The following is a 24,198-nucleotide window of genomic DNA, read 5'->3' as shown; positions in this document are numbered from 1 at the left end:
AACCTTGAACCTTGAACTTTGAACCTTGAACTTAAAACTACCCCCTATAATGCACCGGCTTCGGCGTAACCAAAGCAGCCTCCGGCTCCGGAACCCAATGGTGTCTTCCGCCTGCAAGTTCATCATCAAAGGTGGTAGGGATATTTCCGGCAAGAGTTCTGTCTTTCCAGGTAATTTCCTGTTTACCATCATCGCGTCTTTCCATTTCAATACAATCTTCTACCGGACAAACTAACGAACAAAGATTACAGCCTACACAATTTTCTTCAATGATATGTGGAATACGATTCAATGGGTCAGAAGAAAGTCCTATTGCCTGATGTGCTCCATCCTCACATGCCGTATAGCATAACTGACAACCGATACATTTCTCTTCGTTAATATTAGCAACGACTTTATATTTCAAATTAAGATCTTCCCAATGCATGATGTTCGGAAGAGCTTTCCCTCTGAAATCGTCGAGGGTTTTAAATCCCTTTTCATCCATGTAATTTTCCAGTCCTGCTTTCATTTCACGAATTATTCCAAATCCAAAGTGCATGACAGCAGTACAAACTTGTACATTTGTTGCTCCAAGCAAAATAAATTCTACGGCATCGCGCCAATTCTCAATTCCGCCGATTCCGGAAATAGGTAAATTAATGTTTGGATGCTGAGCACAGTTCTTAAGCATGTTCATTGCTATTGGCTTCACAGCCGGACCGCAATACCCGCCGTTTGTGCTCTTACCATCTACAACCGGATAAGGAACAAAATTGTCTATATCAACACCAACAATACTTTGAATGGTATTGATAAGTGAAATCGCATCACCACCGCCTTCGCGTGCAGCCATTGCAGGACGTGTGATGTCGGAAATATTTGGAGTGAGTTTTACTATTACCGGAACTTTGGCAACTTCTTTGACCCATTCAACTATCATCTTCAATACTTTTGGTTCCTGGCCAACTGCCGATCCCATTCCGCGCTCACACATTCCATGCGGACAACCGAAATTTAATTCAAGACCGTCAGCACCTGCATTCTCAGCATCTTTTACGATCTGATGCCATTGCTCACGGGTCTCGACCATCAATGAAGCGATGATTGCATGATCAGGAAATCTCTTTTTTACTTCCTCTATCTCCCGAAGATTATCTGCAAGCGGGCGATCAGTGATCAACTCAATGTTGTTGAATCCTACCATTCTGTTATCACGATAATTCAATGCACCATAACGACTGGAAACATTCACAACCGGGACACCCAGTGTTTTCCATACTGCGCCACCCCAACCGGCATCAAACGCTTTCATGATCTGGTAGCCACTATTTGTTGGTGGTGCAGAAGCAAGCCAAAAAGGATTGGGAGATTTTATTCCTGCTAAATTTGATCTTAGATCAGCCATAATTTTTTCAATTTATTTTGAAAGAGATTTACTTATTCCTCTTGCAGCCTTTCGTCCTTCTGCTGCTGCATTTACTACTTCTTGTCCGCCACTCACTGCATCACCTGCTGCGAAGTACTTCGGATTTTTTGTCTGGAATGTTTCCTGGTCAACTTCTATTCTTCCTTTTGCATCAATTGAAATCCCCGACATCATTTTCAATAACTCTACCTGTTTAGATTGTCCGGTAGCTTTGATAACCCAATCGCATGATTCAGTAAATTCTGATCCGGCAATATTCTCAAGCTTGCCATTCACAATCTGTGTGCGGATAAATTTTACTCCGGTCACTTTACCATTTCCAAGAATCTCCAATGGAGACACATTGAACATACCTTTTACACCCACACCTTTTGCCAGATCATATTCAAAATCGTAGGCACCCATTTCTTCTTTTCCGCGTCGGTAGGCAAGGATAACTTTTTCTGCACCCATTCGTGCACTCTAGGATGCAGCGTCCATTGCAGTGTTCCCGCCTCCAAGTACTATTACATTCTTGGGTACATTAGTCTTGTGATGTGTCATCCGTAGTTTCTCAACAAATTCGACAGCGCCAAAACAATTCTCTTTTTCTTCTCCTGAAATACTGATCATTGAAGTCTTTCCAAGTCCAAAGCCGATCAGGATTGCATCATACTTTTTTTCCAGTTCTTCTATCTGAGCTTTTGTTGAAATCGCTTTATTATAATGAACTTTATATTTGAATTGATTCTCCAGATAATCCATTTCATCCAATGCTTCTTTATTCGTGATCTTATAAGGTGCAACACCATATACTGTCAAGCCGGATGATTTTTCTTTTGATTCATAAATATCAACATCAAATCCAAGCATCTTCAATTCACAGGCACATGAAATTCCGGCAGGACCGGCACCAATGATTGCGACTTTCTTTCCATTGGATGGTGGCAGCCGATACAATTGTTTATTGGATCGAATTGCTTTATCCGTTGCAAAGCTTTGTAATCTGCCGATCTCAATCGGTTTTACATCCTGATGATTATAGACACATGCTCCTTCACATAATACTTCTGTCGGACAAACCTTGCCGCAAGCATAACCAAAATAGTTGGAATCGTAAATGGTTTTGCCGATGAAAGTGGATTCTTGGAGTTGATCTGCCGGATGAAGAGTGGTATATCAATACTACTCGGACAAGCATTTATACAAGGTGCATCATAACAAAATAAGCAACGTGAACTTTCATAGTACGCTTCTGTTTCATTCATCAGTGGTTTTATCTGTTTGAAATTATTCTCAAATTCAGATTCACTGGAAGGAGGGAGGAATTCACTCATTCGTTTTTCGTTTTAAGTTTATCTTCTTTCGTTTTTCGTTTTTCGAACCCTCGTAGACGAAAGACAAAAGACGAAAAACGAAAGACATTTTTTATAGTTCAACTAATTTACCGTATGTCTCAGGACGGCGATCACGGAAAAACTGCCATGTTGAACGAACTTCTTCTATCATATCAAGATCGAAATCTGCAACAAGCAATTCATCTTTATCTTCAGAAGCCTGTGCAAAGATCTGTCCTCTTGGATCTACAAAATAAGAAGTACCATAGAATTTACCAAGGTTCCATGGTTTCTCTTCACCAACTCTGTTGATGCAACCCATGAAATATCCATTTGCTGCTGCATGAGCAGGTTGTTCAAGTTTCCATAGGTATTGTGATAATCCTGCAACGGTTGCTGAAGGATTGTAAACGATCTCTGCACCATTCAATCCTAACACACGAGCTCCATCAGGAAAATGTCTGTCGTAACAAATGTAAACTCCGATCTTTGCATACTTCGTCTGAAATACCGGATAACCTAAGTTCCCCGGTTTAAAGAAAAATTTCTCCCAGAAACCCGACGTATGTGGAATATGATTTTTTCTATACTTGCCTAAATAAGTTCCATCGGCATCAATGACAGCAGCAGTATTGTATAAAAATCCGGCTTGCTCTTTTTCATAGACAGGAACAATAATAACCATGTTGTATTTCTTTGCATACTCAGACATCAGATCTGTCGTAGGACCGGGAACTGATTCAGCAGATTCATACCATTTTTTATCCTGTCCCGGACAAAAATACGGAGTGTTAAAAATTTCCTGTAAACAAAGAATCTGCACACCTTTTTTGCCGGCTTCTTCAATAAATGGAATATGCTTTTGAACCATTGCATTTATAATTTCCGGTATTGTACCTTCTCCTTCGGTTTTTGGTAAACTCATTTGGATCAGTCCGGAACGAATCATTCTTGCCATAATAATTTTTTTAGAATTAATTTTATTTTTGAAGATGGAATTTAAATTATTCCATTCACTTTATTTCTTTTTACAAATTTGCCATAACCCGGAGAAATTTTCCTTTCATTATTTTCAATTGCAATTTCACCGCGTAAAATAACAGTTTTTGTCTTACCTTTTACTTTCCAGCCTTCATAAGCACTGTAGTCTACATGCATATGATGCTTGTCTACAGTGATAACATGCTCTTCATTCGGATCAAAAATAACAAGATCTGCATCAGAGCCGACAGCAACACATCCTTTCTTAGGATACATACCAAAGATCTTTGCGGCATTAGTGGAAGAAACTTCTACGAATTTATTCAAAGAGATCTTTCCTTTATTTACGCCTTCTGAAAACAGTAATTCCATTCTGTGTTCAATAGCAGGATGCCCGTTTGGAATTTTTGAAAAATCATCTTTGCCCATAAGTTTTTGCTCCCACTTAAACGGACAATGATCAGTTGCTACAACCTGTATACTTCCCTGATTAATTCCTGCCCATAATGCTGACTGATCTTTTTTCTCTCTGAGGGGTGGACTCATTACCCATTTTGCCCCATCAAAATTCTTTTCGTAAAGTGAAGCATCAAGCACAAGATACTGAATACATGTTTCTGCAAACACACGTTGATTTCTTTTCTCAGCATCACGTACCTGATTCAATGCACCTTCGCAGGTCATATGTACAATATAAGCTGGAACGCCGGTATGAAAAGCCATATCTGCAAATCGCCCCGAAGCTTCAGATTCTGTGATCTCCGGCTGCGATAAATAATGATAGAGTGGAGCTAGTTTTCCTTCTGCACGGTGTTTGGCAATCAGGTAATCGATCATATCTCCATTGGTCGCATGAACAGTTACCATTCCTCCTTGTTTTTTCACTTCATTCATCAAGCCAACCATCTGTCTGTCATCGATCATTAAGGCACCTTTATAAGCCATAAATGTTTTGAAGGAAATTATTCCTTCTTTGTTGACCATATCAGAGATCTCCTGCTTTGTACTATCATTGAAATCTGTTACGGCCATATGAAATGAATAGTCACAACAAGCATTGTTATTCGATCTTCCCTGCCATTCACCAAGAGCATGGTAGAGAGATTTACCCTGTGTCTGTAAAATGAAATCTATGACCATTGTTGTCCCTCCAAACAATGCTGCTGAAGTTCCTGTCGTATAATTATCACTTGAGTAAGTACCCATGAATGGCATGTCGAGGTGAACATGAGGATCTATTCCTCCGGGAATGATAAGCATTCCACTTGCATCAATTGTTTTATCTGCTTTGAAGGGTAAATCTCTTCCGATAGCGCGTATCGTTTCACCTTCAATAAAAACATCTGCATCCATAATTTCAGATGCAGTCACAATTTTACCGTTCTTAATTAATATAGTCATTTGTTATTTTTTGCTGTATAAAAATCCTCCGGAGAAAAGCTTAAAGTTCTCCAATGTCTTCGAACCACAATTTAGGGTTTTCTTCGATAAAATCAGACATCATTTTTTTACATTCTTCAGAATCAATATTGATAACTTTCACACCATGTGATTCCATGAATTCTTTCGCTCCTGAAAATGTTTCATTCTCTCCGGCATAAACTGTTTTAATATTAAATTGTACTACTGCGCCTGCGCAAAGGTAGCAAGGCATGAGGGTAGAATATAAAACGGCATTTTTGTAATCACCTACACGACCTGCATTGCGAAGACAATCGATTTCCGCGTGTGTTATCGGATCGCCATCCTGAACTCTTTTATTGTGTCCCCGTCCTATGATTTTTCCGTCTCTTACAAGTACAGATCCGATCGGAATTCCACCTTCTCGACGGCCCTGACGGGCTTCATCAATGGCGGCTTGCATATATTCATCCATAAATTAATTTTTAAAAGGGATTCAATATGCAAAGAATAATTGACTTTTCAAACTAAGGCATCCTGACCGCTCAGAAAATTAACTTCTTTGATCAGATGATCTGAAAGGGAGTACCTGTGGATCACATCATCTTTGATGGTATCTCTTACTACCAGAATAATTTTCATGTTAGAAGGTGATGCTTGTAATACTTCTTTGAGAACTTCATCAAAACCTCTTCCTGACAATTCAAGCGGCCCGATTTCATCGATCACAAGCCACCCGTTTTTATTATATGCACTTCCTGAAATGATCTCTACAGCTTTTGAAAATGCACTCATGCTGAATTTGAACTTTCCAATTGGGATGGTTGAGATCTCTTCAGGTCCGGCTTCCATAGGAAACTTTTCACCGTTTGAAATGTCCTGAAAAAATCGTTTGCCATTTTCGACCGGAGATAAAATGCCGAAGACATCGTTTCGTGTATTGCACCATTTGGCCAAAGTTGAACTTTTTCCCGAAATGTATGGTGCCGGTTAAAATATAGACTTCTTTCTTCTGCATCAAATGTGGGTTTGAATTGCCTTATAATAGTAGAAAAAAAAATTAGTACTTACAAGTCGAAAAAAAATTATTTAATCAACTACAGTGTTTATAATCAATAATCTCCAAAAGTCCTTTATTCTGGCGAAACCTTTTCGTCCCTGAGTACGCTTCCAGCTTTCTTTTATCAATAAAGTTGTAGTTGGTAGCAACAATACTACTTCCTCGATCTCCTTCCTGTAAATTCCTTTCCTTTTCTCCAGCCATCCTTTCAACAGACGCAAAAGGATAGGTGCCAGAATCAGATACCAGGTCAGAAGAATTATAGCCGCCCTGAAAATAAATTTCAACGACTCATGACCATTCGAGAATACACCGTTAGGATAGATACGGGAATAAATAAAAATGGAAACCAGGATTAACCATATCACGACAAAGAAGTTAATTTTATTTCTTTTCTTTTTGATTTTCTCTTCCGGAACCTGAGCCGGAAGAGAAATTATAAAAGGTTGCATTTCCTCTTTGGTAAACCGCAGCATTGCGGGAATTGCTGCACAGAATCTGCCAATCAGAAATGCTGCGATCAGATGTAAGACCAGATAAGTTGTCACGAAATACAGACTGTAATTTGTAGCAGGATCTGATTTTGTCAGATTGGCTATATAGTCATTCACTGCTTTCCAGAACTCAATACCATAAAGAACCGTCATAACTAGAATTCTCTGTATGGCTGATTCAATGAGAGCAAGAAAGGCAAGCACGTAACATTTTAACTGATAGTTCTTGCTTCCGGAAGAAAACAGTAGTTCACCACAGATACCCTGAAAGAATACTGCAATGTAAGCCGGAATAGAACTATGGGGTGAAAGCAGCATTTTGAAAATTGCTACTACTATCGTTGCTCTGATAATAGCTCCTTTGAATGGAACTAAATGTCCGATCAGACTAATGCAAACAACTGCAGAGCCTCCAACTACCAGTCCCGAAATGGGTAACTTGAGGCCATGAATGATTCCACCTAACATAGCTTCGCATATGACCCAAAGTGCTATTAACTTAAAATATATTTGTTTTTGATTTGGACTCACTTCGTGAAATAATTTTATTTTTGTCAAATAAGCTAACAACCGTACTTTGAGTGCAAAATAGACATTCTAACTGTCATGCAGAAAAAGTATTTTTAGAGCGTTATATAATCTAAAGAATCTGAAAGTGATTAAATTTATTTTGAATGAAAAGGAAGTGCATTATTCAGGACATCCCGGAGTTGTAGTTCTTGATTATGTCCGGTATCTGAAAAATTTAACCGGAACAAAGATCGGTTGTCGTGAAGGAGATTGTGGAGCATGCACTGTTTTAGTTGGTGAGATCGTTGAAGGGAGAATGCGCTACAGATCGATGACTTCCTGTTTAATGCCTTTGGCAAATGCGCATGGAAAACATATCGTAACAATAGAAGGGGTGAATATGGAAAACCTCAATCCCGTGCAACAGGCTATGAGCGATGAAGGCGCAACACAGTGCGGATTCTGTACACCCGGATTTGTAATGTCCCTTGCCGGATTTTGTCTTCGTGAAGATGTAAAGGATTATGAGTCGGAAGCATTGGCTGCCATCGATGGCAATATTTGTCGTTGTACCGGTTATAAATCAATTCAAAGGGCAGTAGCGAAAATTGCCGGCATCTGTTCGCAGAGAAAGAATGAAGAAGCAATTGTTTTTGTTTCAGACAAGAAAATTCTTCCTGAGTATTTTGCAACGATAAAAGAAAAACTTGCTCTCGTTCAATTATCATGTACAAGACATAGCAGAATTGCAGATCCCGAATATTTTGTGAGTGGGGGGACAGATCTTTATGTTCAGAAACATGAAGATCTTCCACATTCTCAACTTTCATTCCTCTTGAAAAATGAAGAACTTTCAGGAATCACTGAAGAGAATGGAGTTTGTACAATAGGTGCTGCCTCTACAGTAACTGATCTTATAGAATCACCTGTAATCAGAAAAGCATTTCCTGATTTTGAAAAATATTACAAGCTTGTTTCATCTACACCGATCAGGAATATGGCAACTATTGCAGGTAATTTGGTAAATGCTTCACCAATTGGAGACTTTACTGCCTTCTTTCTTGCATTGGATGCGTCAATAGAATTATGTACTGCAACAACTTCCAGGACGATAAAGCTAAGCGAGTTTTATCTGGGCTATAAAAAGCTGGATAAAAATCCGAATGAATATGTGAAGGCAATTAGTTTTAAACTTCCTTCACCCAATTGCAAATTTAATTTCGAAAAAGTTTGTAAAAGAACGAATCTGGATATTGCCAGTGTTAACAGTGCAATACTTGCAGAAGTTGAAAATGGTACAATTATAAAGGCAAGTATTTCTGCAGGCGGTGTCGGACCAACTCCGCTATATCTGAAGAAATCTTCGATGTTTCTTGCCGGAAAAAAAATATCTCCTGAATTGATATCAAAATTACTTTCAATAGTACAATCGGAAATTTCTCCTATCAGCGACGCACGCGGAACAATTGAATATAAAAGAAGATTGCTGAATCAACTTATCAAAGGTCATTTCGCAATCTGGTATCCTGAATTAGTAAATTCTGAATTTATAACGATGTAAACAAAGGTTCATTTTTTTTACAATGATGAACATTAGGTATGAAAAATATAGACAGCAAAAATCATTTACGCGGAGAATCGATTTACCTTGATGATATACCCATTTTAGCAGGAACACTTTTCGGAGTAGCATTTGATTCTCCTGTTGCTCATGGTGAAATAAAAAATCTTGACCTGACAGCAGCGATTCAGTCTGAAGGTGTGGTAAGAATTTTTACTGCAAAGGATATCCCCGGCGAAAATCAGATCGGTGGTATTATTCCGGATGAACCATTAATTGCTGACCACGAAGTTCATTTCTGTGGAATGCCTGTTGCTTTTGTTGTTGCAGAATCCGATGAACTCGCACGTATGGCAATCAGGAAAATCAAAGTGGAAATTTCTCCTCTTCCTGTAATTACTGATCCGCGTGAAGCGCAGAAGAAAGGTCACCTTATAGTACAACCTCGAACTTTTAAAATCGGTGAACCGGAAAATGCATTTAAGGATTGCGTACATGTTTTTGAAGGAAAAGCTGATTCGAATGGACAAGAACATTTATACATTGAAACGCAAGGTGCCTATACCTTGCCAATGGAAAATGGTGCAATAAAAATTTATTCATCGACACAAGGTCCAACAGCAGTACAGAGAGCATGTTCGAAAGTACTTGGATTACCTATGCACATGCTTGAAGTGGATGTGACCCGCTTAGGCGGCGGATTCGGGGGAAAAGAAGACCAGGCAAATACATGGGCAGCGCTTTGTGCATTGGCAACATATCATCTGAAACGACCGGTAAAATATTCTCTGCATCGAATGGAAGACATGCGGATGACGGGAAAACGACATCCGTATTCTTCGGATTACAAGATTGGTCTTGATAAAGATCTTAAGATCCTTGCTTATGAAGCGACTTTTTATCAGAATGCTGGTGCAGCTGCAGATCTTTCTCCTGCAGTTATGGAACGCACACTTTTTCATTGTACGAATTCGTACTTTATTCCAAATGTCAAGGCAACTGCTTATAGCTGTCGTACAAATCTTCCGCCGAACACTGCCTTTCGTGGCTTTGGCGGTCCGCAAGGTATGTTTGTTATCGAAAGCGCTATAGCACATGCTGCTGATGAGTTAGGTATTAATGCTTCAGAAATTCAAAAACAAAATCTCATAAGAAATGGAGATGAATTTCCTTATGGACAAATTGCTGTAAGTGAAGCTAACGAGTGTTGGGAAAAAGCGGAAAAGATCTTTGATCTTCAAAAAATGAGAAATGAAGTTGCGCAATTCAATTTCAAAAACCAATTATATAAAAAAGGAATTGCACTGATGCCGGTTGCATTTGGTATAAGTTTCACAAAAACACTGATGAATCAGGCACGTGCATTAGTACACGTATATACTGATGGTAGTGTAAATGTAAGTACCGGTGCAGTTGAAATGGGACAAGGTGTAAATACAAAAATTCTGCAGATAGCAGCTCAGATTTTCTCCATCGATCCTGCAATGATCAGGGTAAATTCAACAAATACATTTCGTATTGCAAATACTTCTCCATCTGCAGCATCTGCTACTGCTGATCTGAATGGCCGTGCAACACAAATTGCATGTGAAGCAATTCTCAACCGGCTGAAAGAAGTCGCTGCAATGGAATTGAATACTACTGTTGATGCAATCTCAGTAATTAACCAATATGTATTTGTAAAAGGTGAAAAGAGTTCTCTTGACTGGAGACAATTGATCATGGCTGCTTATCTGAGAAGAGTAAGTTTATCTGAACACGGTCATTATGCAACTCCTGAAATATCATTTGATGCTAAAAAGGAAAAGGGACATCCATTTGCATATCACGTTTATGGTTCGGCAATAATAACTGTTACGATTGATTGCTTACGCGGAACCTATGAATTCGATTCCGTAAATGTTGTCCATGATTTTGGTGCTTCAATGAATGTGATCATTGACCGTGGACAAGTAGAGGGAGGAATTGTGCAGGGAATTGGCTGGATGACGATGGAAGAAGTTATCTATGACAAAGATGGTCGATTAAGAAGTAATGCTTTGTCTACTTATAAAGTACCGGATGTTTATTCTGTTCCAAAAGAGATCAACATCGATTTCCTTCAGACGAATGTAGATAACCTTGCAATCTTCCGTTCAAAAGCAGTCGGTGAACCACCTCTAATGTATGGAATCGGTGCGTTCTTCGCTTTGCGTGAAGCAATGAAAGCTTTTAATCCAAATGCGAAGTCGACATTTGAATCACCTATGACACCTGAGCGGGTGTTGATGACGCTGCATTCTGATGAATTAATTAATAATTAATAATTAATAATTATTAATGGGGTAAGGCAAGTGTAATACTTATAGCATAGTGTGTACTTGTGACGAATTTTAGTGGACTTAGTGTTTTAAAAAAAATGAAAAATCTTCTTCTACTTCATGGAGCGATTGGTTCCAAATCGCAATTTGATTCAATAAAAGTTGAGTTAGGAAATGACTTTAATGCTTTCACTTTTAATTTTCCCGGACATGGAGGTGAAGTAATTCCGGATGGTGGATTTTCGATTGAGATGTTTGCTGATGCAGTTGTAGACTTTCTGGATTCAAATAGTCTTGACAAGGTTTCTATTTTTGGTTATAGTATGGGTGGATATGTAGGAATGTATCTTGCAAAAAGAAATCCTGAACGGATTGAACGACTAATTACTTTGGCGACTAAATTTCATTGGGATGAAGAAACTTCATATAAAGAAGTACAGATGCTGAACCCTGAAAAAATTGAAGCGAAGATCCCTGCTTTTGCTGCTGAATTAAAAAGACGTCATCAACCGGCTGACTGGAAAGAAGTACTGCGTGCTACAGGAAATTTTTTGACTGACATGGGTAAAAACAATCCGCTTAAATCAGATGACTACCCGGAAATTAATATTCCCATACTTATTTTACTAGGGGATAGGGATAAAATGGTAACGCTAGACGAGACTGTGAAAGTATATAAACTTTTACCTGGTGCTCAGTTTGGAGTTTTGCCCAATACTCCGCATTCAATAGAACAAGTGAATGTGAAAATGCTTTTGATGTTCTTTAAGGGGTTTTTCAATACTCGAATTTTTGTTATTTAATTTCCCGCAGAGTACGCAAATTACGCAGAAAATCCGCAGAGATTCCTTCGGAATCGATTATTATATTAATATGCCGGACAAATTAAGTTTTGATTTCCGTGAACTTATTGTGAACTTGTGTTCTTCGTGTTTATATTTCTTTTCAGGCTACCTGCCTCTGCTCCAAAAGCAAATCACTCTTCACCTCATGCGGAATACTGAAACTAAATCTTGTTCCTTCGCCGATAGTAGATCTTAACCAGATCCTGCCATTTCTTTGTTCGACAATTTTTTTTGCAATCGAAAGTCCAACGCCCATTGTTTCATGGTCATCACGTCTGCTCAGAGTTTGAAAAAGTATGAAGATCTTTTCAAAATATTGTTCTTCAATTCCCGGACCATTGTCTTCTATATGAATGATGGTATCGAATTCATTGACTTCTGTCGAGATCATAATAGCGATCCTTTCTTTATCATTGAAGCGAATAGCATTATCAATAATATTTGAAAGTACACGACGAAGTTTTAATTCTTCCATCCTCACTTTTGGCATTCCTTCCTGAATCATGAACGATGGAATTTTTCCATTTTGCTCTATTGCCAGGAAATCTTCTACAATAATATTCAAATCAACGTCTGTAATTTCCGATTCTGATTTTTCAGATTTAGTATATTCTAAAAGACCGTTCAGTAGTTGTTCCATTCTGCTTACCCTTTGCTTGATAATATTGAAGTTGGACTGAACATCTTTTGGGAGTTTACCTTCCATGTCTTCTTCTATCATTGCTGTTAGCCATGCAACTGCACGCAAAGGTGACTTTAAATCGTGGGAGGCAATTGAAACAAATTTTTCAAGTTCCTTATTGGTCTTTTCAAGTCCATTCGAATAAGCCTTTAATAATTCGTTCTTATTTTCAAGCTCATCGTTTTTGTTTGCCAGTGTATCCCGTGACTTTGTGATGCTCTGAATGACTACGTTTTTTCCGCTTTGAAGATAGGCCGCTTGTGTAGAGATCAGAAAGGCTGTCAGAATTCCATTTGTTAGAAAATCCTGACTTATCAAAGCTGTATCGTTTTTAAACATTGCAAATGATGTCAGATCCGTGAATTTGCTGATCAGAAACATGTAAACGAAATGCGTAATTACACCGACAGTGAAATACTGACCTGGTTTTTTTCCAAGCAACATGAAAGCATAAAGAATAATTACTGCCCAATACAATGAACCACCGGTCATAATTCCACCACATGTGTAGGCTACACTGTGAACAAGACAGAATGCAGCAATCATCATGATCCAGTAATGTCTTTGGAGATTATCTGCTTTTTTTGTCATGAAGAAATTAAACTTCATGATACATCCCTGAGTGAGAATTAAAAATGGAAGAAAACCCGGATCAGGAATTGTAAGCATCATCTGCAAAAAAACTCCTATGCATACGAGCGATCCGGTGTAAGAAAATATGCGGTATAAAATGAACCTTTGCCGTCCAATTACATCTTCTTCAGGTATCTGTTGGAATACTTCATGACCCGATAGTACTCTGATAATTTTGTGCATATAATCCGGCGTAGCGCCAATAGTGTGTAAACTCTTATTCGCCAGAGTACCCCCAAAGTTTCCGCTTTTCCTTAAACTGTAAGAAACTGACTGTTATTTGAGAAAAATGGAATCCCAAAATATAATTGAGAATGTAACGTTTCCCAAAAAAACTAATTTTACATGAAGAGCATAGCATATTTATATCTTTTGTTATTTGTTATGGGTTTGGTGTTACTGCCTGGATGCTCTAATAAAGAACCCATATTAATCAGTAATGACGATTGCAGGCATTTAATTTTAAAGAATGGCTATGAGAAATTGAGGTTTTATTTTGAAAAAGAATATAAAGCAAATGGAAAGCAATGGATTGTTTTAAATATTGTTGGCTCAGATATTTCTGCATTCGGTACTTTTAATTTTCCTGATTCAACTACTATTAAAAAATTTTATAATAATGCCGGATTAAGAGGGGCGCGATTAATTAACCCTCAATTCGATGTTATAGTTGTAGACAGTTCTACTTGTTTACAATTAATAAATTATGAAGGAATTGTTGATTAAAAAAATAATTTTATATTAATAAAACTTCACTTCACTTCACTTCACTTCACTTCACTTCACTTCACTTCACTTCACTTCACTTCACTTCACTTCACTTCACTTCACTTCACTTCACTTCATTCCATTCCACTTCATTATTAATTATGAGCTCCCTGCTGAATCCACCTCCCAATAACCTCCCTTTCCTCAACCGTCATTCCCGTTTTATTCCCCTGCGGCATTGATTGTGTATTGACTGCACGTAGCATGATCTTATCAGTCATCTTATGAATTTGCTCATAGTTGTCGAACATGACTCCATTCGGAGCAACAAGTTGCACATCATCACTCGGCTTGGCTGAATGACATTGATTACAGCGCAATTGAAAAATTGTTTGCACCTCACTGTATTTAACCGGTGTGTTATCTTTCCCTTTGAATTTTGCAGGTGCAGTAACAATGATGAGTGCTAAAATTGCTATAGTAGCAAATGGAATCATCCATACTGCTTTTTGTCCCTTTTCATGTAAATTTATGTAATGACGTACAGCAACACTGGCAATAGTTAAACCTGCCAGAATTGCCCAATTCCATGAATGACCAAATGTAACCGGGAAGTGATTGCTGATCATCACAAAAATCACCGGTAACGTAATATAATTGTTGTGCAACGACCGTAGTCCTGCCATTTTCCCAAGCTCCGGATTCAATGGCCGACCTTCTGTTGCAGCTGCTACTAATTCTTTCTGTGAAGGAATGATAGTAAAAAACACATTCCCTGCCATGATTGTTCCCAGCAATGCTCCAATATGCATGAATGCAGCACGACCACTTAAAAATTTACTTAAGACGATAGAGTAGAGAACTACGATCAGGAAACCGATTATAGCGAAAGTTTTTCTTGTGAACCAAAGGTGATTTGCACAAAAGGTCATAGATGATCCAACCGCTGATCATGCTCCCCAGACCGATCATAATTGCCGTAGCCGGACTGATATCACGCACTGCCGGATCGATCATATATGACTTTGCATTCATATAATAAACGATGTTCAACAACACAAAACCCGAAAGCCATGTGAAATATGCTTCGTATTTAAACCAGTGAAGTTTTTTTGGCAAAACTCCGGGAGCAGTTTTATACTTTTCTACATAATAAAATCCGCCGCCATGAATTGCCCATAAATTTCCCGCTAATTCATCACGTAAATTTTCGGTTCTGTTCAGACTGTTTTCAAGAAAAATAAAATAGAAGGATGCGCCGATCCATGCAATTCCAAACACAACGTGGATCCATCGGACTAACAAATTCATCCAGTCCATGATATGTGCTTCCATGCCGCTTCCTGCTAAAAATTGTCCGCCGACAAATATAGCTGCTGATACAATCATCAGTGTAAACAGGGTAGTGCGGCTTTGTTTTAATATTCCGCTCGCTGCAAGTGCTTCTTCAGAATTGTCTTTCCTGCTAAGTATAGACATGCCTTTATTCAACGCTATGATTGTGATCAAAAGCAAAACAGCAATTCCTAAAGCAAGATAAACAGGTGACATAATCAGCAGGATCTAAATATTATTTACGGCGACCAACAAGTATTCTATAAAATGAACGACTTCTTATTTCATCAATTGTTAAACCGGTTGCCAATGCTTCCTTTTCCGTAATCGCTCCGCAATTCAACGCTTTAAGGAAGTAATTCAATAAACCTTGTCCGGTTGCTGCATCATCAAATACATCGCCCGACAATGTTGCTTGGGCTGCTTTGTCTACAAAGTTCTTCAAACGCAAAGCAGCATCTTCATAACTTTCAAGAAAGAATGTGTATGTAGCTGCATACCGCATCGGTAACTGTGCCGGATTCAAGTCCCAGCCCTGATAAAATCCGTTGATCAATGAATGCATAGTATGACCATAGCCAAGTTTCCATGCGCTATGTACTACAGTTCTGTTTTCGATTTCCTGATCAAGCGTGAGGTTTTCTCCACGGTGTGGACCAACAGGCATAACATTCGTTGCTCCATCAGAAAGCATAATTCCTGTTCCGCCTAAGGCAACCCTTGTCATGTGATGCGCAAAGTCGCAAACAGGATGATCCATCGTCTGGAATTTTGCTGTGATATTACATGATGCAGTATAATCGTACGTTCCAAAATGTGCAGCAATACATCTTCCTTTACCTGCTCTGATCAAACCTAGAAGTGGATTCTTTCCATTTTCATCCATGACCGCTTGTGTTGCTTCAACCATCATTTCCATTTTCAATGTGCCGGACGGAAGACTGTGAACTTTTTCAAGTGCTTCGAACAGTTTCACCAATGCTTCTATCTGTTGAGGTATTGTTACCTTCGGAAGCATTACAACAAAATTATCCGGAATTTTATTTCCTGAATTTTCAAGCAATGTAGTGATGAAAATATCAAGTGTTCTGATACCTCTTGCTTTAAGATCTTCAGTAAAAGGTTTTATCCGGATCCCAATGAAAGGAGAAACAGTTTTGTCTTTCATTCCTTTTGCAAGTTCTTTCGCCGCATTCACTGCTGTTTCATCTTCTTCTTTATCGGGACGATTTCCAAATCCATCTTCAAAATCGATCCTGAAATCTTCAACAGCTTCACGCTCCAGTTTAGCAGAGATCTTTTTATAAACTGTATATGGTAACCACGCACTTTCTTTTTTTCTGTCGTCGTCCGACATTTTATCAAGTTTGCTTTCCAGTATCTGAATATCTGAAACTGTCGTTGGTAACGATTCGTGTCCTGTTAACTCCAGAACTTTTGCCAGAACCGAAAAATTAGGTGCATTTGTTTTAAAGCTCTTCAGTGCAATCTGACCCATTTTTACAGTGGTATCAGATTTAAATAAATTCGCGCCACCATAAACTGTATGCACCGGCTGTCGGTCTGAATTTTCTCCAGGATAAACTTTCTGAAAAGCCAGGTTTGCTACCTGCAATTCATTTAATACTTTTTCTGTAGCTTCTGTAGGAATTGATAATTTCATCTTTATGGTTACTTTGATTTTGATGTACGTTTATTCGTAATTCGTATTTCGTAATTCGAGGCGCAATTCGAATCTCGAATTACGAATCTTGAATTACTTAAAGCTTAACTCCCTCTATATGTCGAATATCCAAAGGGATTCAACAATAACGGAACATGATAATGTGAATCTTCACTGATCTCAAATTCAACAGTAACACTTGGATAGAAACTTTTTATATTTTGTTTTTCAAAATAGGATTTTACTTCAAAGATCATTCTGTAATTTCCATGTGCAAGTTTTTTTTCTTTTGGTAACAGATCGCTGATTCGGCCATCATCATTTGTAACTCCCGATGCTACTGCTGACCAGTTTTCAAATGTGCTTTGTTCGAGACGGATCAGAATTCCTTTTGCAGGTTTTCCCAGTGAAGTGTCAAGAATGTGTGTAGTTATCTGACTCATGAAAATAATTTGTTTATTCTAAGATGTGTAATTTTGTTTTGCTCCCGGGCAGCGATCTTAATTTCTGTGTCCGGTGTATTAGGAAGTCTCTTGTTTAAAAGCTCCAGCATTTCGCTTGCCGACTTACCCGTTGCACAAACAATAAAAATGAATCCGAACTTTTTTTCATATTCTTCATTTCTGTTTGCAAGTTCATTCAGAATTGTATCACTCGCTTCATTCACGCCTGATTGTTCATTTGATGCCCATTCTTTTGTAGCGAATTTTTTTTGCAAAGAACTTTTATCTCCGATTTTCGGATGATGTGAAAACGCCTCTAAAAAGTCGTCTACAGAACATGCAGACCAAATTGTGTCTGATGTAATTCTCAAGTCATCAATAGTTGTAAACGGACGATTATCTGTTAATTTTATTGCCCAATTTGTACTTCCACAACATTTGAAGATCTCTGCTTGTGCTTCTTCTGATCTCAGTTGATTGAATTCTTTTATTGTCATCTATGCTTTCTTTCCAAAAATTCTCATTCTGCTTATTCCGCCATCGGGGAATATAGTTAAACGGACATGTGTAAACGGTCCGGTCGCGCTCAATGATTCGAAGTAATGTTCATGATCTGCCTGCAATTTTGTTTGTGGTAAAATTGTCGTCCATGAAATATCACCGGATTTTAATTTTTCCTCACTTGCCATATCAATATTACATCCTTCTATCATACAACTATCAGGATAATTTCCTTTGAAATGACATGTATCGACTAGAATTTTATCAACTGTTCCTTTATGAGCAAGTCTGACAATAACCCAATCTTTATTGTTTGGAGTTCTGTTTCGTTTTGTTTCCCAGCCATCGCCCATATTAATTCCTCTGCCGGGCATAATGAGATTGTCCATATGAGAAAAGAACATATCGTTGCAAAGTACGGAACGAGCGCCATTGATTGCTGCAGCAAGATCGATTTGTTCATCTGCTTTTATCAGTGACCAGTTTTTACTCACTTCACCATAAACTTTCAAACGCGCTACACCACCATCAGGATAAATATGCAAACGAATGTGAGTAAATGCTTCTGTGTTTTTTATTTCATAAAAATTCTGACTCCCGGGATTCAACGGAGATTTTGTCAGAATCTCTTTCCACTCGATTTTATTATTCAACACATCATCATCATTCATTCCTGCAGCATTGCATGCTTCAATTGATGCAAATGGCGGATGATTACCAAGAAAGAAGTTGGTGTCAATATCAACACCTGAGATCTTACCTTCGGTAGCCAGTCGTATAACACACCAGTCATGCCCCGGAACTCGCTTACGCCTTGATTCCCATCCATCCATCCATTTACCGCGATCTGTATATTTGTCTGCAATGAATATTCCTCGTCCCGGCTTTAACAGATTTTCTTTCTCAGCAAAAAAATCATCACTACAAGAAAGAGCCTTTCCACCTAATCTTTCTGCTGCCAGATCGATCATTTTTGTAAAAGCGGGTGCATTTGTTTCATTCATATTTTTCATTTTGTAAAGGCAGTAAATGTCTTAAAAATTTCCGAGCAAAATAGAACCTTTATGAGGCTTTACAAGATTTTTATTCTCATAAATAACTTCACCGGCCAGATAGGTTTTAATTACTCTTCCTGAAAAAGGTTTATTTGCGTATGGACTGATCTTATGCCTGTGGTGAATGTCTTCTGAGCTAAAAATTGTTTCACCTTCAGGGTCCCAGATGAAAATGTCGGCATCAGCGTCAACTTCAATTTTTCCCTTATTGTTTAAACCTAGAAATTCTGCAGGAGAAGATGACATCCATTTCGCTATATCCTGTGCACTGAAATTTCTTTTTTTCGCTTCTGTCCAGAGTGAACAAAGTGCAAATTGCAACCCTGCAATTCCGCCCCAGGCTTTTGATAGGTCACCGGATGATATTTCTTTAAGATCAGGTGGAGCAGGTGAGTGGTCAGTTGCAACAAAATCGATCAATCCTGATTTTAAAGCTTGCCATAACTTGTCATTATTTGCACGCTCACGTATTGGTGGAGCACATTTAAATATTGTTTCGCCGTTTGGAATATCTTCTGCATTTAAAACCAGATAATGTTGCGCAGTTTCAACTGTCAGATTCAAACCTTCTTCTTTTGCAGATGCAATCATTGGCAGTGCTTCAGCAGAAGACAAATGCACAATGTGAACACGTGAACCTGTTTCCCTGCACAGATCTATCATCATAGCAATGGCTTTGTTCTCCCATTCTTTCGGACGGGATCCAAGATACGCCATGTAGTCACTCGGATTTTTATTATGATTTTCAATTCCCGGATGATCATCTGTCAATTCGCAATGAACAAGAAGTGGTTTGTCATATTTCTTTATTATATCGAGAGCATTTTTCAAATCAGCACGTTCTGTATTTGGAAAATCATCGATGCCGGAATGTGTAAGAAATGCTTTTAATCCAAGAACACCTGCTTTCAGTAATTCATCCAATTCTTTACCATTACCGGGAATTACTCCACCCCAGAATCCAACATTTACATTAAGTTTGTTTTCAGTAGCTGCAAGTTTCAATTTAAAGTTGGCAACATTTGTAGTTACAGGAGCGGAGTTCAAAGGCATATCCACAAGTAATGTAATTCCGGAAGCAGCAGCAGCCATGGTAGCCGTTTCAAATCCCTCCCAGTTTGTCCGTCCGGGTTCATTGATATGAACATGCGGATCAATTAATCCGGGCATTACATAATTGCTTCTCACCATATCTACCTCGCCATCGAAATCGCCTGGTAATACTGAATCGATCTCAGTGATCTTACCATTTTCAATGATTACACAACCGGAAATTATTCCCGATGGAGTTACAATATGATCACTGATAATGGCTAATTTTTTCGACATCTCCTTTATAATAATTGTGATTGTAAACAAAAATAGAATTAATTTCGATTTCTGAATGTAATTCTTCTATGACAGAATTAAAACTATGGCAATTTGTTCTAAGTCAACTGGAAACAGGTGAGCCTGTCATACTCATGTGTGTCCTCGAAAGCCATGGAAGCAGCCCGGGACGAAGAGGATTCAAGATGGCAATCTCACATAACAGACTTGTCGGTTCAATCGGAGGTGGTATGATGGAACATAAGTTCGTGGATCTTGCAAAGGAAAGACTGCTTGAAGAAGATGATGATGTGATCCTTCGAAAACAAGTTCACAGCAAATCTGCCAAACTGAACCAGAGCGGAATGATCTGTTCCGGTGAACAAACAATTTATCTTGCTCCAATAAAAAGTGATGATATCGATACCGTAAAATTGCTGATCAGTTCTCTGCAAAGAAGTCAGCATGGTACATTAACATTAAGTCCGATAGGTTTTACAATTCTCAATTGTTCCTATTAAAGAGAATTATTTTTTTGAAATGAAAAGTGAGACTGAATGGAAATACAAGGAGCGGACCGGATATAAAAATATTATACACATTATTGGAGGCGGACATTGCGGACTTGCTTTATCGGAGTTAATGTCGAAGATGGATTTTTATATTCACATTTACGATGACCGCCTCGCCTTAAATACGATGTTAGAAAATGATTTTGTGCATCAGAAAACATTTTTGAAAGACTACTCTGAACTTTCTGAATTGATTTCCGGTGGTGAAAATGTTTATGTGGTAATTATGACTTTCGGATATAGAAGTGATAATCTTGCTCTTCGTTCTGTGATCAATAAAGATTTTAAATATCTGGGAGTCCTCGGAAGCCAGACAAAAATGGATGAACTTTTTAAAGAATGGAAAAAAGATGGATTGAAATTGAAACAACTCGAGAAAATTCATTCACCAATCGGTCTTTCAATAAAAAGTCAGACACCGATGGAAATTGCTGTGAGTATTGCGGGGGAGATCATTAAAATCAAGAATGCTTAAACATTGAACCTTGAACTTTTTTATTTAAAAAAAGATAAACAAAAAACGAAACCCCAAATCCCACAAACCACGCATAGTTGTAAAGTCCGGAGATCCATTCATAAACAGATTCAGTTGGAATGACGTGTATTGCTACCAGAAATCCGGGAATGTTTGGAATGATGCCAAGTAAAAGTGCTATGATAGCTGCACGGTTAAAACCATTCTGATACGTATATCGTGCTTTGGTTTCATACAACTCCTTCACAACAAGATTTTGTTTTTTAATGTAGAAATAATCTGCTATCATAATTCCGCCAACAGGGCCAAGTAAAGAAGAGTAGGCGATAAGCCATGTGAAAATATATCCGTTCGGATCAGCGATGAGCTTCCACGGAAAAATTAAAATGCCGATAATTCCTGTAATGTAGCCGCCGGTAGTAAATGAAATTCTTGAAGGGGATAAATTAGCAAAGTCGTTTGCCGGACTAACAATGTTTGCAGCAATATTTGTTGCTAATGTAGAGAGTGCAACTGCTATCATTGCAAAACTTACCAGCCACTTGCTGGTGAATTTTCCTGCAAGTACTAACGGATCCCAGATCATACTTCCGTAAATAATAACAGTAGCTGATGTTACAACTACTCCGATAAAAGAAAATAATGTCATTGATGTCGGAAGTCCAATCGCTTGTCCTACAATCTGCGCTCTCTGACTTTTTGCATATCGTGTAAAGTCAGGAATGTTCAATGACAATGTTGCCCAATATCCGACCATGCCTGTAAGCCCCGGAAAAAAATATTTCCAGAATTCAGCATTCGTTTCAAATTTTGAAGGCTGTGATAAAATTGGTCCCAGGCCATTACCTGCTGAAATTGCCCAGAACAATAATGCAAGTGCTGCAATAGGAAGAAAGAATGCTTTAAAGATCAACAATTTTTTAATACTGTCGACACCAAGTTTCACAACATACATATTGATCAGCCAGAAAATAAAAAATGTTATTGCAGGTCCTGTTTCCAGACCAAAGGATGCCGGAAAAATCTGTGGTAAATTTTCTACTGACGGCATCCAGACTTTCCACATCTGAAATAAAGCAAACCCTCCGATCCAGGTCTGTATACCAAACCATCCGCAAGCTACAATTGCACGTAACATTGCAGGAATATTAGCTCCTCTTGTACCGAAACTTGCTCTTGCTAAAACAGGAAATGGAATACCAAATTTAGCTCCGGCATGTCCATTGAGGATCATTGGAAGGAGTACTATTGTATTGCCAAGAAAGATTGTAAGAATAGCCTGCCACCAATTCATACCGCCCCCGATCAATGAACTGGCAAGCATATAAGTTGGAATACATAACGACATGCTTATCCATAAAGCAGCATAGTTCCAGGTATTCCATGATCTTTTCTCTTGTGGTATGGGAGCAAGATCTTCACTGTAGAGGTCAGACATCTCTGTTGATTTCTGGTAAGGGTTATTAAGGGTAAGAAGTTTCTATTTTAACGTTGGGGTGTAGTCTGCAGACTACACCCCAACGAAACTTGTAAACCTATCATCTACAACCTAGTTACAATATTCATCCGCAATAGAAATTGCTTTCGAAATTATATCCAACCCTTCATCCATTTCATCCTGTGTAATGCAAAGCGGTGGAGCAGTAAAAATATAATTCCACCGAACGAAAGTGAATAATCCCAACTCAAGTAATTTGGCATTCACTTTATTCATGACTTCCATTTCATTTGCATTTGCATTCCATGGAGCCATTGGTTCTTTTGTTTTTCTGTTCTTCACAATTTCAATGCAACCCAATAACCCTGTATTTCTATAGTCACCGATGCTTTGATGTTTATCCATCATTGCCGCTACGCGTTTGTCCATGTAAGCACCCATCTTTGCAGCATTTTCAATCAGCTTTTCATCTTCATAGATCTGTAATACTTCAACAGCTGCTGCACATGCTACTGCATGTCCTGAATAGGTGAGCCCTAACGGCAAAGGTTTATTATCAAAAGCGGCTATGAGTTCTTCTTTAATAATAATTCCACCTAATGGAATATACCCGCATGTGAGTCCTTTTGCAAAACACATTATATCCGGTACCACATTATGATGATTCACTCCGAACCATTTTCCTGTTCTTCCAAAGCCACTCATCACTTCATCGCAAATGAGAATTATTCCATAACGGTCTGCGATCTCTCTGATCTTTTGCCAGTAACCCGGTGGATATTTTATACATCCACTTGATCCGCTTTCGCCTTCCATTAAAATTGCTGCAACATTTCCCGGGCCTTCAAATTTGATGATCCGTTCCATATGATCAGCAGCATTCTGAGCGCACTCCTCTTTTGTTTTGCTATTCCATGGATCTCTGTAAAAATATGGATTCTCTACATGGATAAAGTTGGGTGCACCCTGTGAGTCATGTGGATTTCCTCTTGGATCTCCACTTGCACTCATCGCTCCATAAGAAGCACCATGATAACCCTGATACAATGTGATCACTTTATGACGACCGGTATAAAGTCGGGCAAACTTAATTGCATTCTCAACAGCTTCTGCTCCGGCATTTGTAAAAAATGTTTTCTTCAATGAACCGGGAGTGATCTCTGCTAATTTTTTACCTAATTCACCACGGGCTTTTGTGATCATTCCCGGATGTACAAACGATACTTCATCCATCTGACGCATCACTGCATCCTTTACTCTGGGATGTCCATGACCAATATTCATGTTCATCAGCTGGGAAGAAAAGTCAATGTATCTTTTCCCACTTCGGTCATGCAGATATACACCTTTTGCATCAGAGATATTCAATGGATTCAATCCTGATTGTTTCTGCCATGAAAAAATTGTATACTCTAAATTATTCTGAAGAATTATTTCTCTTTCGTTTAATGTTTTTGTTTCCATTTCTTTTTTCGTGATTCGTAATTCGTAATTCGATTCTTATTTAAT

The 24,198-nt window shown here is 38.5% G+C and carries 21 protein-coding genes and 2 pseudogenes; 5 read left to right on the top strand and 18 right to left on the bottom strand.

What is annotated here, in order from left to right; translation table 11 throughout:
- Window positions 1–37: 37 nt before the first annotated feature.
- The 9 genes from preA to IPL24_11010 form a co-directional block, all read right to left on the bottom strand.
- Window positions 38–1,387: an NAD-dependent dihydropyrimidine dehydrogenase subunit PreA gene (gene preA / locus IPL24_11050; protein MBK8364187.1), complete on the bottom strand. Its 1,350-nt coding sequence runs from the start codon at window positions 1,385–1,387 to the stop codon at window positions 38–40.
- A gap of 12 nt (window positions 1,388–1,399) precedes the next feature.
- Complete coding sequence (locus IPL24_11045) at window positions 1,400–1,861, bottom strand: FAD-dependent oxidoreductase (GenBank protein ID MBK8364186.1); 462 nt, start codon at window positions 1,859–1,861, stop codon at window positions 1,400–1,402.
- A gap of 9 nt (window positions 1,862–1,870) precedes the next feature.
- Window positions 1,871–2,347: an FAD-dependent oxidoreductase gene (locus tag IPL24_11040; protein MBK8364185.1), complete on the bottom strand. Its 477-nt coding sequence runs from the start codon at window positions 2,345–2,347 to the stop codon at window positions 1,871–1,873.
- A 65-nt stretch (window positions 2,348–2,412) separates the two neighbouring features.
- On the bottom strand, window positions 2,413–2,724 hold the full coding sequence (locus IPL24_11035; GenBank protein ID MBK8364184.1) for a hypothetical protein: 312 nt from the start codon (window positions 2,722–2,724) through the stop codon (window positions 2,413–2,415).
- 91 nt (window positions 2,725–2,815) lie between these two features.
- The gene (locus IPL24_11030; GenBank protein ID MBK8364183.1) at window positions 2,816–3,682 is read right to left on the bottom strand and encodes an acyltransferase; all 867 of its coding nucleotides are present in this window, start codon (window positions 3,680–3,682) and stop codon (window positions 2,816–2,818) included.
- Between the two features lie 41 nt (window positions 3,683–3,723).
- Entirely contained in the window at window positions 3,724–5,106 is a 1,383-nt protein-coding gene (gene hydA / locus IPL24_11025; GenBank protein ID MBK8364182.1) for a dihydropyrimidinase, read from the bottom strand.
- 40 nt (window positions 5,107–5,146) lie between these two features.
- Complete coding sequence (locus IPL24_11020) at window positions 5,147–5,581, bottom strand: nucleoside deaminase (GenBank protein ID MBK8364181.1); 435 nt, start codon at window positions 5,579–5,581, stop codon at window positions 5,147–5,149.
- Window positions 5,582–5,628: 47 nt separating this feature from the next.
- Window positions 5,629–6,063 (bottom strand): hypothetical protein, encoded by a 435-nt coding sequence (locus IPL24_11015; protein ID MBK8364180.1) that lies wholly within the window; start codon window positions 6,061–6,063, stop codon window positions 5,629–5,631.
- Window positions 6,064–6,195: 132 nt separating this feature from the next.
- Window positions 6,196–7,191: a hypothetical protein gene (locus IPL24_11010; GenBank protein MBK8364179.1), complete on the bottom strand. Its 996-nt coding sequence runs from the start codon at window positions 7,189–7,191 to the stop codon at window positions 6,196–6,198.
- A gap of 124 nt (window positions 7,192–7,315) precedes the next feature.
- On the opposite strand from IPL24_11010, the gene IPL24_11005 reads away from it, so the two are divergent.
- From IPL24_11005 to IPL24_10995, 3 genes are all read left to right on the top strand, one after another.
- A complete protein-coding gene (locus tag IPL24_11005; GenBank protein MBK8364178.1) occupies window positions 7,316–8,731 on the top strand; it encodes an FAD binding domain-containing protein in 1,416 nt (471 codons plus the stop codon).
- Window positions 8,732–8,769: 38 nt separating this feature from the next.
- Window positions 8,770–11,034, top strand: coding sequence for a molybdopterin-dependent oxidoreductase (locus IPL24_11000; protein ID MBK8364177.1), 2,265 nt, complete (start codon window positions 8,770–8,772; stop codon window positions 11,032–11,034).
- 95 nt (window positions 11,035–11,129) lie between these two features.
- A complete protein-coding gene (locus IPL24_10995; protein MBK8364176.1) occupies window positions 11,130–11,834 on the top strand; it encodes an alpha/beta fold hydrolase in 705 nt (234 codons plus the stop codon).
- 142 nt (window positions 11,835–11,976) lie between these two features.
- Here the strand turns inward: IPL24_10995 and IPL24_10990 are convergent, their stop codons facing one another.
- On the bottom strand, window positions 11,977–13,374 hold the full coding sequence (locus IPL24_10990) for a GHKL domain-containing protein (GenBank protein MBK8364175.1): 1,398 nt from the start codon (window positions 13,372–13,374) through the stop codon (window positions 11,977–11,979).
- A gap of 162 nt (window positions 13,375–13,536) precedes the next feature.
- Here IPL24_10990 and IPL24_10985 point away from each other — a divergent pair, with 162 nt between their 5' ends.
- Window positions 13,537–13,917 carry a hypothetical protein gene (locus IPL24_10985; GenBank protein ID MBK8364174.1) on the top strand — a complete coding sequence of 127 codons (381 nt, stop codon included), beginning with the start codon at window positions 13,537–13,539 and terminating at the stop codon, window positions 13,915–13,917.
- A 137-nt stretch (window positions 13,918–14,054) separates the two neighbouring features.
- Here IPL24_10985 and IPL24_10980 read toward each other — a convergent pair.
- From IPL24_10980 to allB, 6 genes and pseudogenes are all read right to left on the bottom strand, one after another.
- A pseudogene (locus IPL24_10980) lies at window positions 14,055–15,234 on the bottom strand (urate hydroxylase PuuD).
- A gap of 235 nt (window positions 15,235–15,469) precedes the next feature.
- Complete coding sequence (locus IPL24_10975) at window positions 15,470–16,897, bottom strand: phosphoenolpyruvate kinase (GenBank protein ID MBK8364173.1); 1,428 nt, start codon at window positions 16,895–16,897, stop codon at window positions 15,470–15,472.
- Between the two features lie 104 nt (window positions 16,898–17,001).
- Window positions 17,002–17,340: a hydroxyisourate hydrolase gene (gene uraH, locus IPL24_10970; GenBank protein MBK8364172.1), complete on the bottom strand. Its 339-nt coding sequence runs from the start codon at window positions 17,338–17,340 to the stop codon at window positions 17,002–17,004.
- Window positions 17,337–17,837 carry a 2-oxo-4-hydroxy-4-carboxy-5-ureidoimidazoline decarboxylase gene (gene uraD / locus IPL24_10965; GenBank protein MBK8364171.1) on the bottom strand — a complete coding sequence of 167 codons (501 nt, stop codon included), beginning with the start codon at window positions 17,835–17,837 and terminating at the stop codon, window positions 17,337–17,339. The genes uraH and uraD overlap by 4 nt, the downstream gene beginning before the upstream one ends.
- The gene (gene alc, locus IPL24_10960; GenBank protein MBK8364170.1) at window positions 17,838–18,845 is read right to left on the bottom strand and encodes an allantoicase; all 1,008 of its coding nucleotides are present in this window, start codon (window positions 18,843–18,845) and stop codon (window positions 17,838–17,840) included. It abuts the gene before it with no gap.
- Window positions 18,846–18,875: 30 nt separating this feature from the next.
- Complete coding sequence (gene allB, locus IPL24_10955; protein MBK8364169.1) at window positions 18,876–20,225, bottom strand: allantoinase AllB; 1,350 nt, start codon at window positions 20,223–20,225, stop codon at window positions 18,876–18,878.
- A gap of 68 nt (window positions 20,226–20,293) precedes the next feature.
- On the opposite strand from allB, the pseudogene IPL24_10950 reads away from it, so the two are divergent.
- Window positions 20,294–21,251 (top strand): annotated as a pseudogene (locus IPL24_10950) (XdhC family protein).
- Here the strand turns inward: IPL24_10950 and IPL24_10945 are convergent.
- Both IPL24_10945 and IPL24_10940 read right to left on the bottom strand, forming a co-directional pair.
- A complete protein-coding gene (locus tag IPL24_10945; protein MBK8364168.1) occupies window positions 21,238–22,689 on the bottom strand; it encodes an NCS1 family nucleobase:cation symporter-1 in 1,452 nt (483 codons plus the stop codon). The pseudogene IPL24_10950 and the gene IPL24_10945 sit on opposite strands and share 14 nt — an antisense overlap.
- A 111-nt stretch (window positions 22,690–22,800) precedes the next feature.
- Window positions 22,801–24,153 (bottom strand): aminotransferase class III-fold pyridoxal phosphate-dependent enzyme, encoded by a 1,353-nt coding sequence (locus IPL24_10940; protein MBK8364167.1) that lies wholly within the window; start codon window positions 24,151–24,153, stop codon window positions 22,801–22,803.
- Between the last annotated feature and the right edge of the window lie 45 nt (window positions 24,154–24,198).

Source organism: Bacteroidota bacterium, from assembly GCA_016711505.1.
Lineage (GTDB): Bacteria > Bacteroidota > Bacteroidia > AKYH767-A > 2013-40CM-41-45 > JADKIH01.
Note: the sequence above shows the minus strand (reverse complement) of the source record. Positions and strands in the feature narration are given on the sequence as shown.

Coding starts and splice junctions, on each gene's coding strand:
- preA (MBK8364187.1), bottom strand. CDS start 1,387: ATGGCTGATCTAAGATCAAATTTAGCAGGAATAAAATCTCCCAATCCT.
- IPL24_11045 (MBK8364186.1), bottom strand. CDS start 1,861: ATGGGTGCAGAAAAAGTTATCCTTGCCTACCGACGCGGAAAAGAAGAA.
- IPL24_11035 (MBK8364184.1), bottom strand. CDS start 2,724: ATGAGTGAATTCCTCCCTCCTTCCAGTGAATCTGAATTTGAGAATAAT.
- IPL24_11030 (MBK8364183.1), bottom strand. CDS start 3,682: ATGGCAAGAATGATTCGTTCCGGACTGATCCAAATGAGTTTACCAAAA.
- hydA (MBK8364182.1), bottom strand. CDS start 5,106: ATGACTATATTAATTAAGAACGGTAAAATTGTGACTGCATCTGAAATT.
- IPL24_11020 (MBK8364181.1), bottom strand. CDS start 5,581: ATGGATGAATATATGCAAGCCGCCATTGATGAAGCCCGTCAGGGCCGT.
- IPL24_11000 (MBK8364177.1), top strand. CDS start 8,770: ATGAAAAATATAGACAGCAAAAATCATTTACGCGGAGAATCGATTTAC.
- IPL24_10995 (MBK8364176.1), top strand. CDS start 11,130: ATGAAAAATCTTCTTCTACTTCATGGAGCGATTGGTTCCAAATCGCAA.
- IPL24_10990 (MBK8364175.1), bottom strand. CDS start 13,374: ATGCACAAAATTATCAGAGTACTATCGGGTCATGAAGTATTCCAACAG.
- IPL24_10985 (MBK8364174.1), top strand. CDS start 13,537: ATGAAGAGCATAGCATATTTATATCTTTTGTTATTTGTTATGGGTTTG.
- IPL24_10975 (MBK8364173.1), bottom strand. CDS start 16,897: ATGAAATTATCAATTCCTACAGAAGCTACAGAAAAAGTATTAAATGAA.
- uraH (MBK8364172.1), bottom strand. CDS start 17,340: ATGAGTCAGATAACTACACACATTCTTGACACTTCACTGGGAAAACCT.
- uraD (MBK8364171.1), bottom strand. CDS start 17,837: ATGACAATAAAAGAATTCAATCAACTGAGATCAGAAGAAGCACAAGCA.
- alc (MBK8364170.1), bottom strand. CDS start 18,845: ATGAATGAAACAAATGCACCCGCTTTTACAAAAATGATCGATCTGGCA.
- allB (MBK8364169.1), bottom strand. CDS start 20,225: ATGTCGAAAAAATTAGCCATTATCAGTGATCATATTGTAACTCCATCG.
- IPL24_10945 (MBK8364168.1), bottom strand. CDS start 22,689: ATGTCTGACCTCTACAGTGAAGATCTTGCTCCCATACCACAAGAGAAA.
- IPL24_10940 (MBK8364167.1), bottom strand. CDS start 24,153: ATGGAAACAAAAACATTAAACGAAAGAGAAATAATTCTTCAGAATAAT.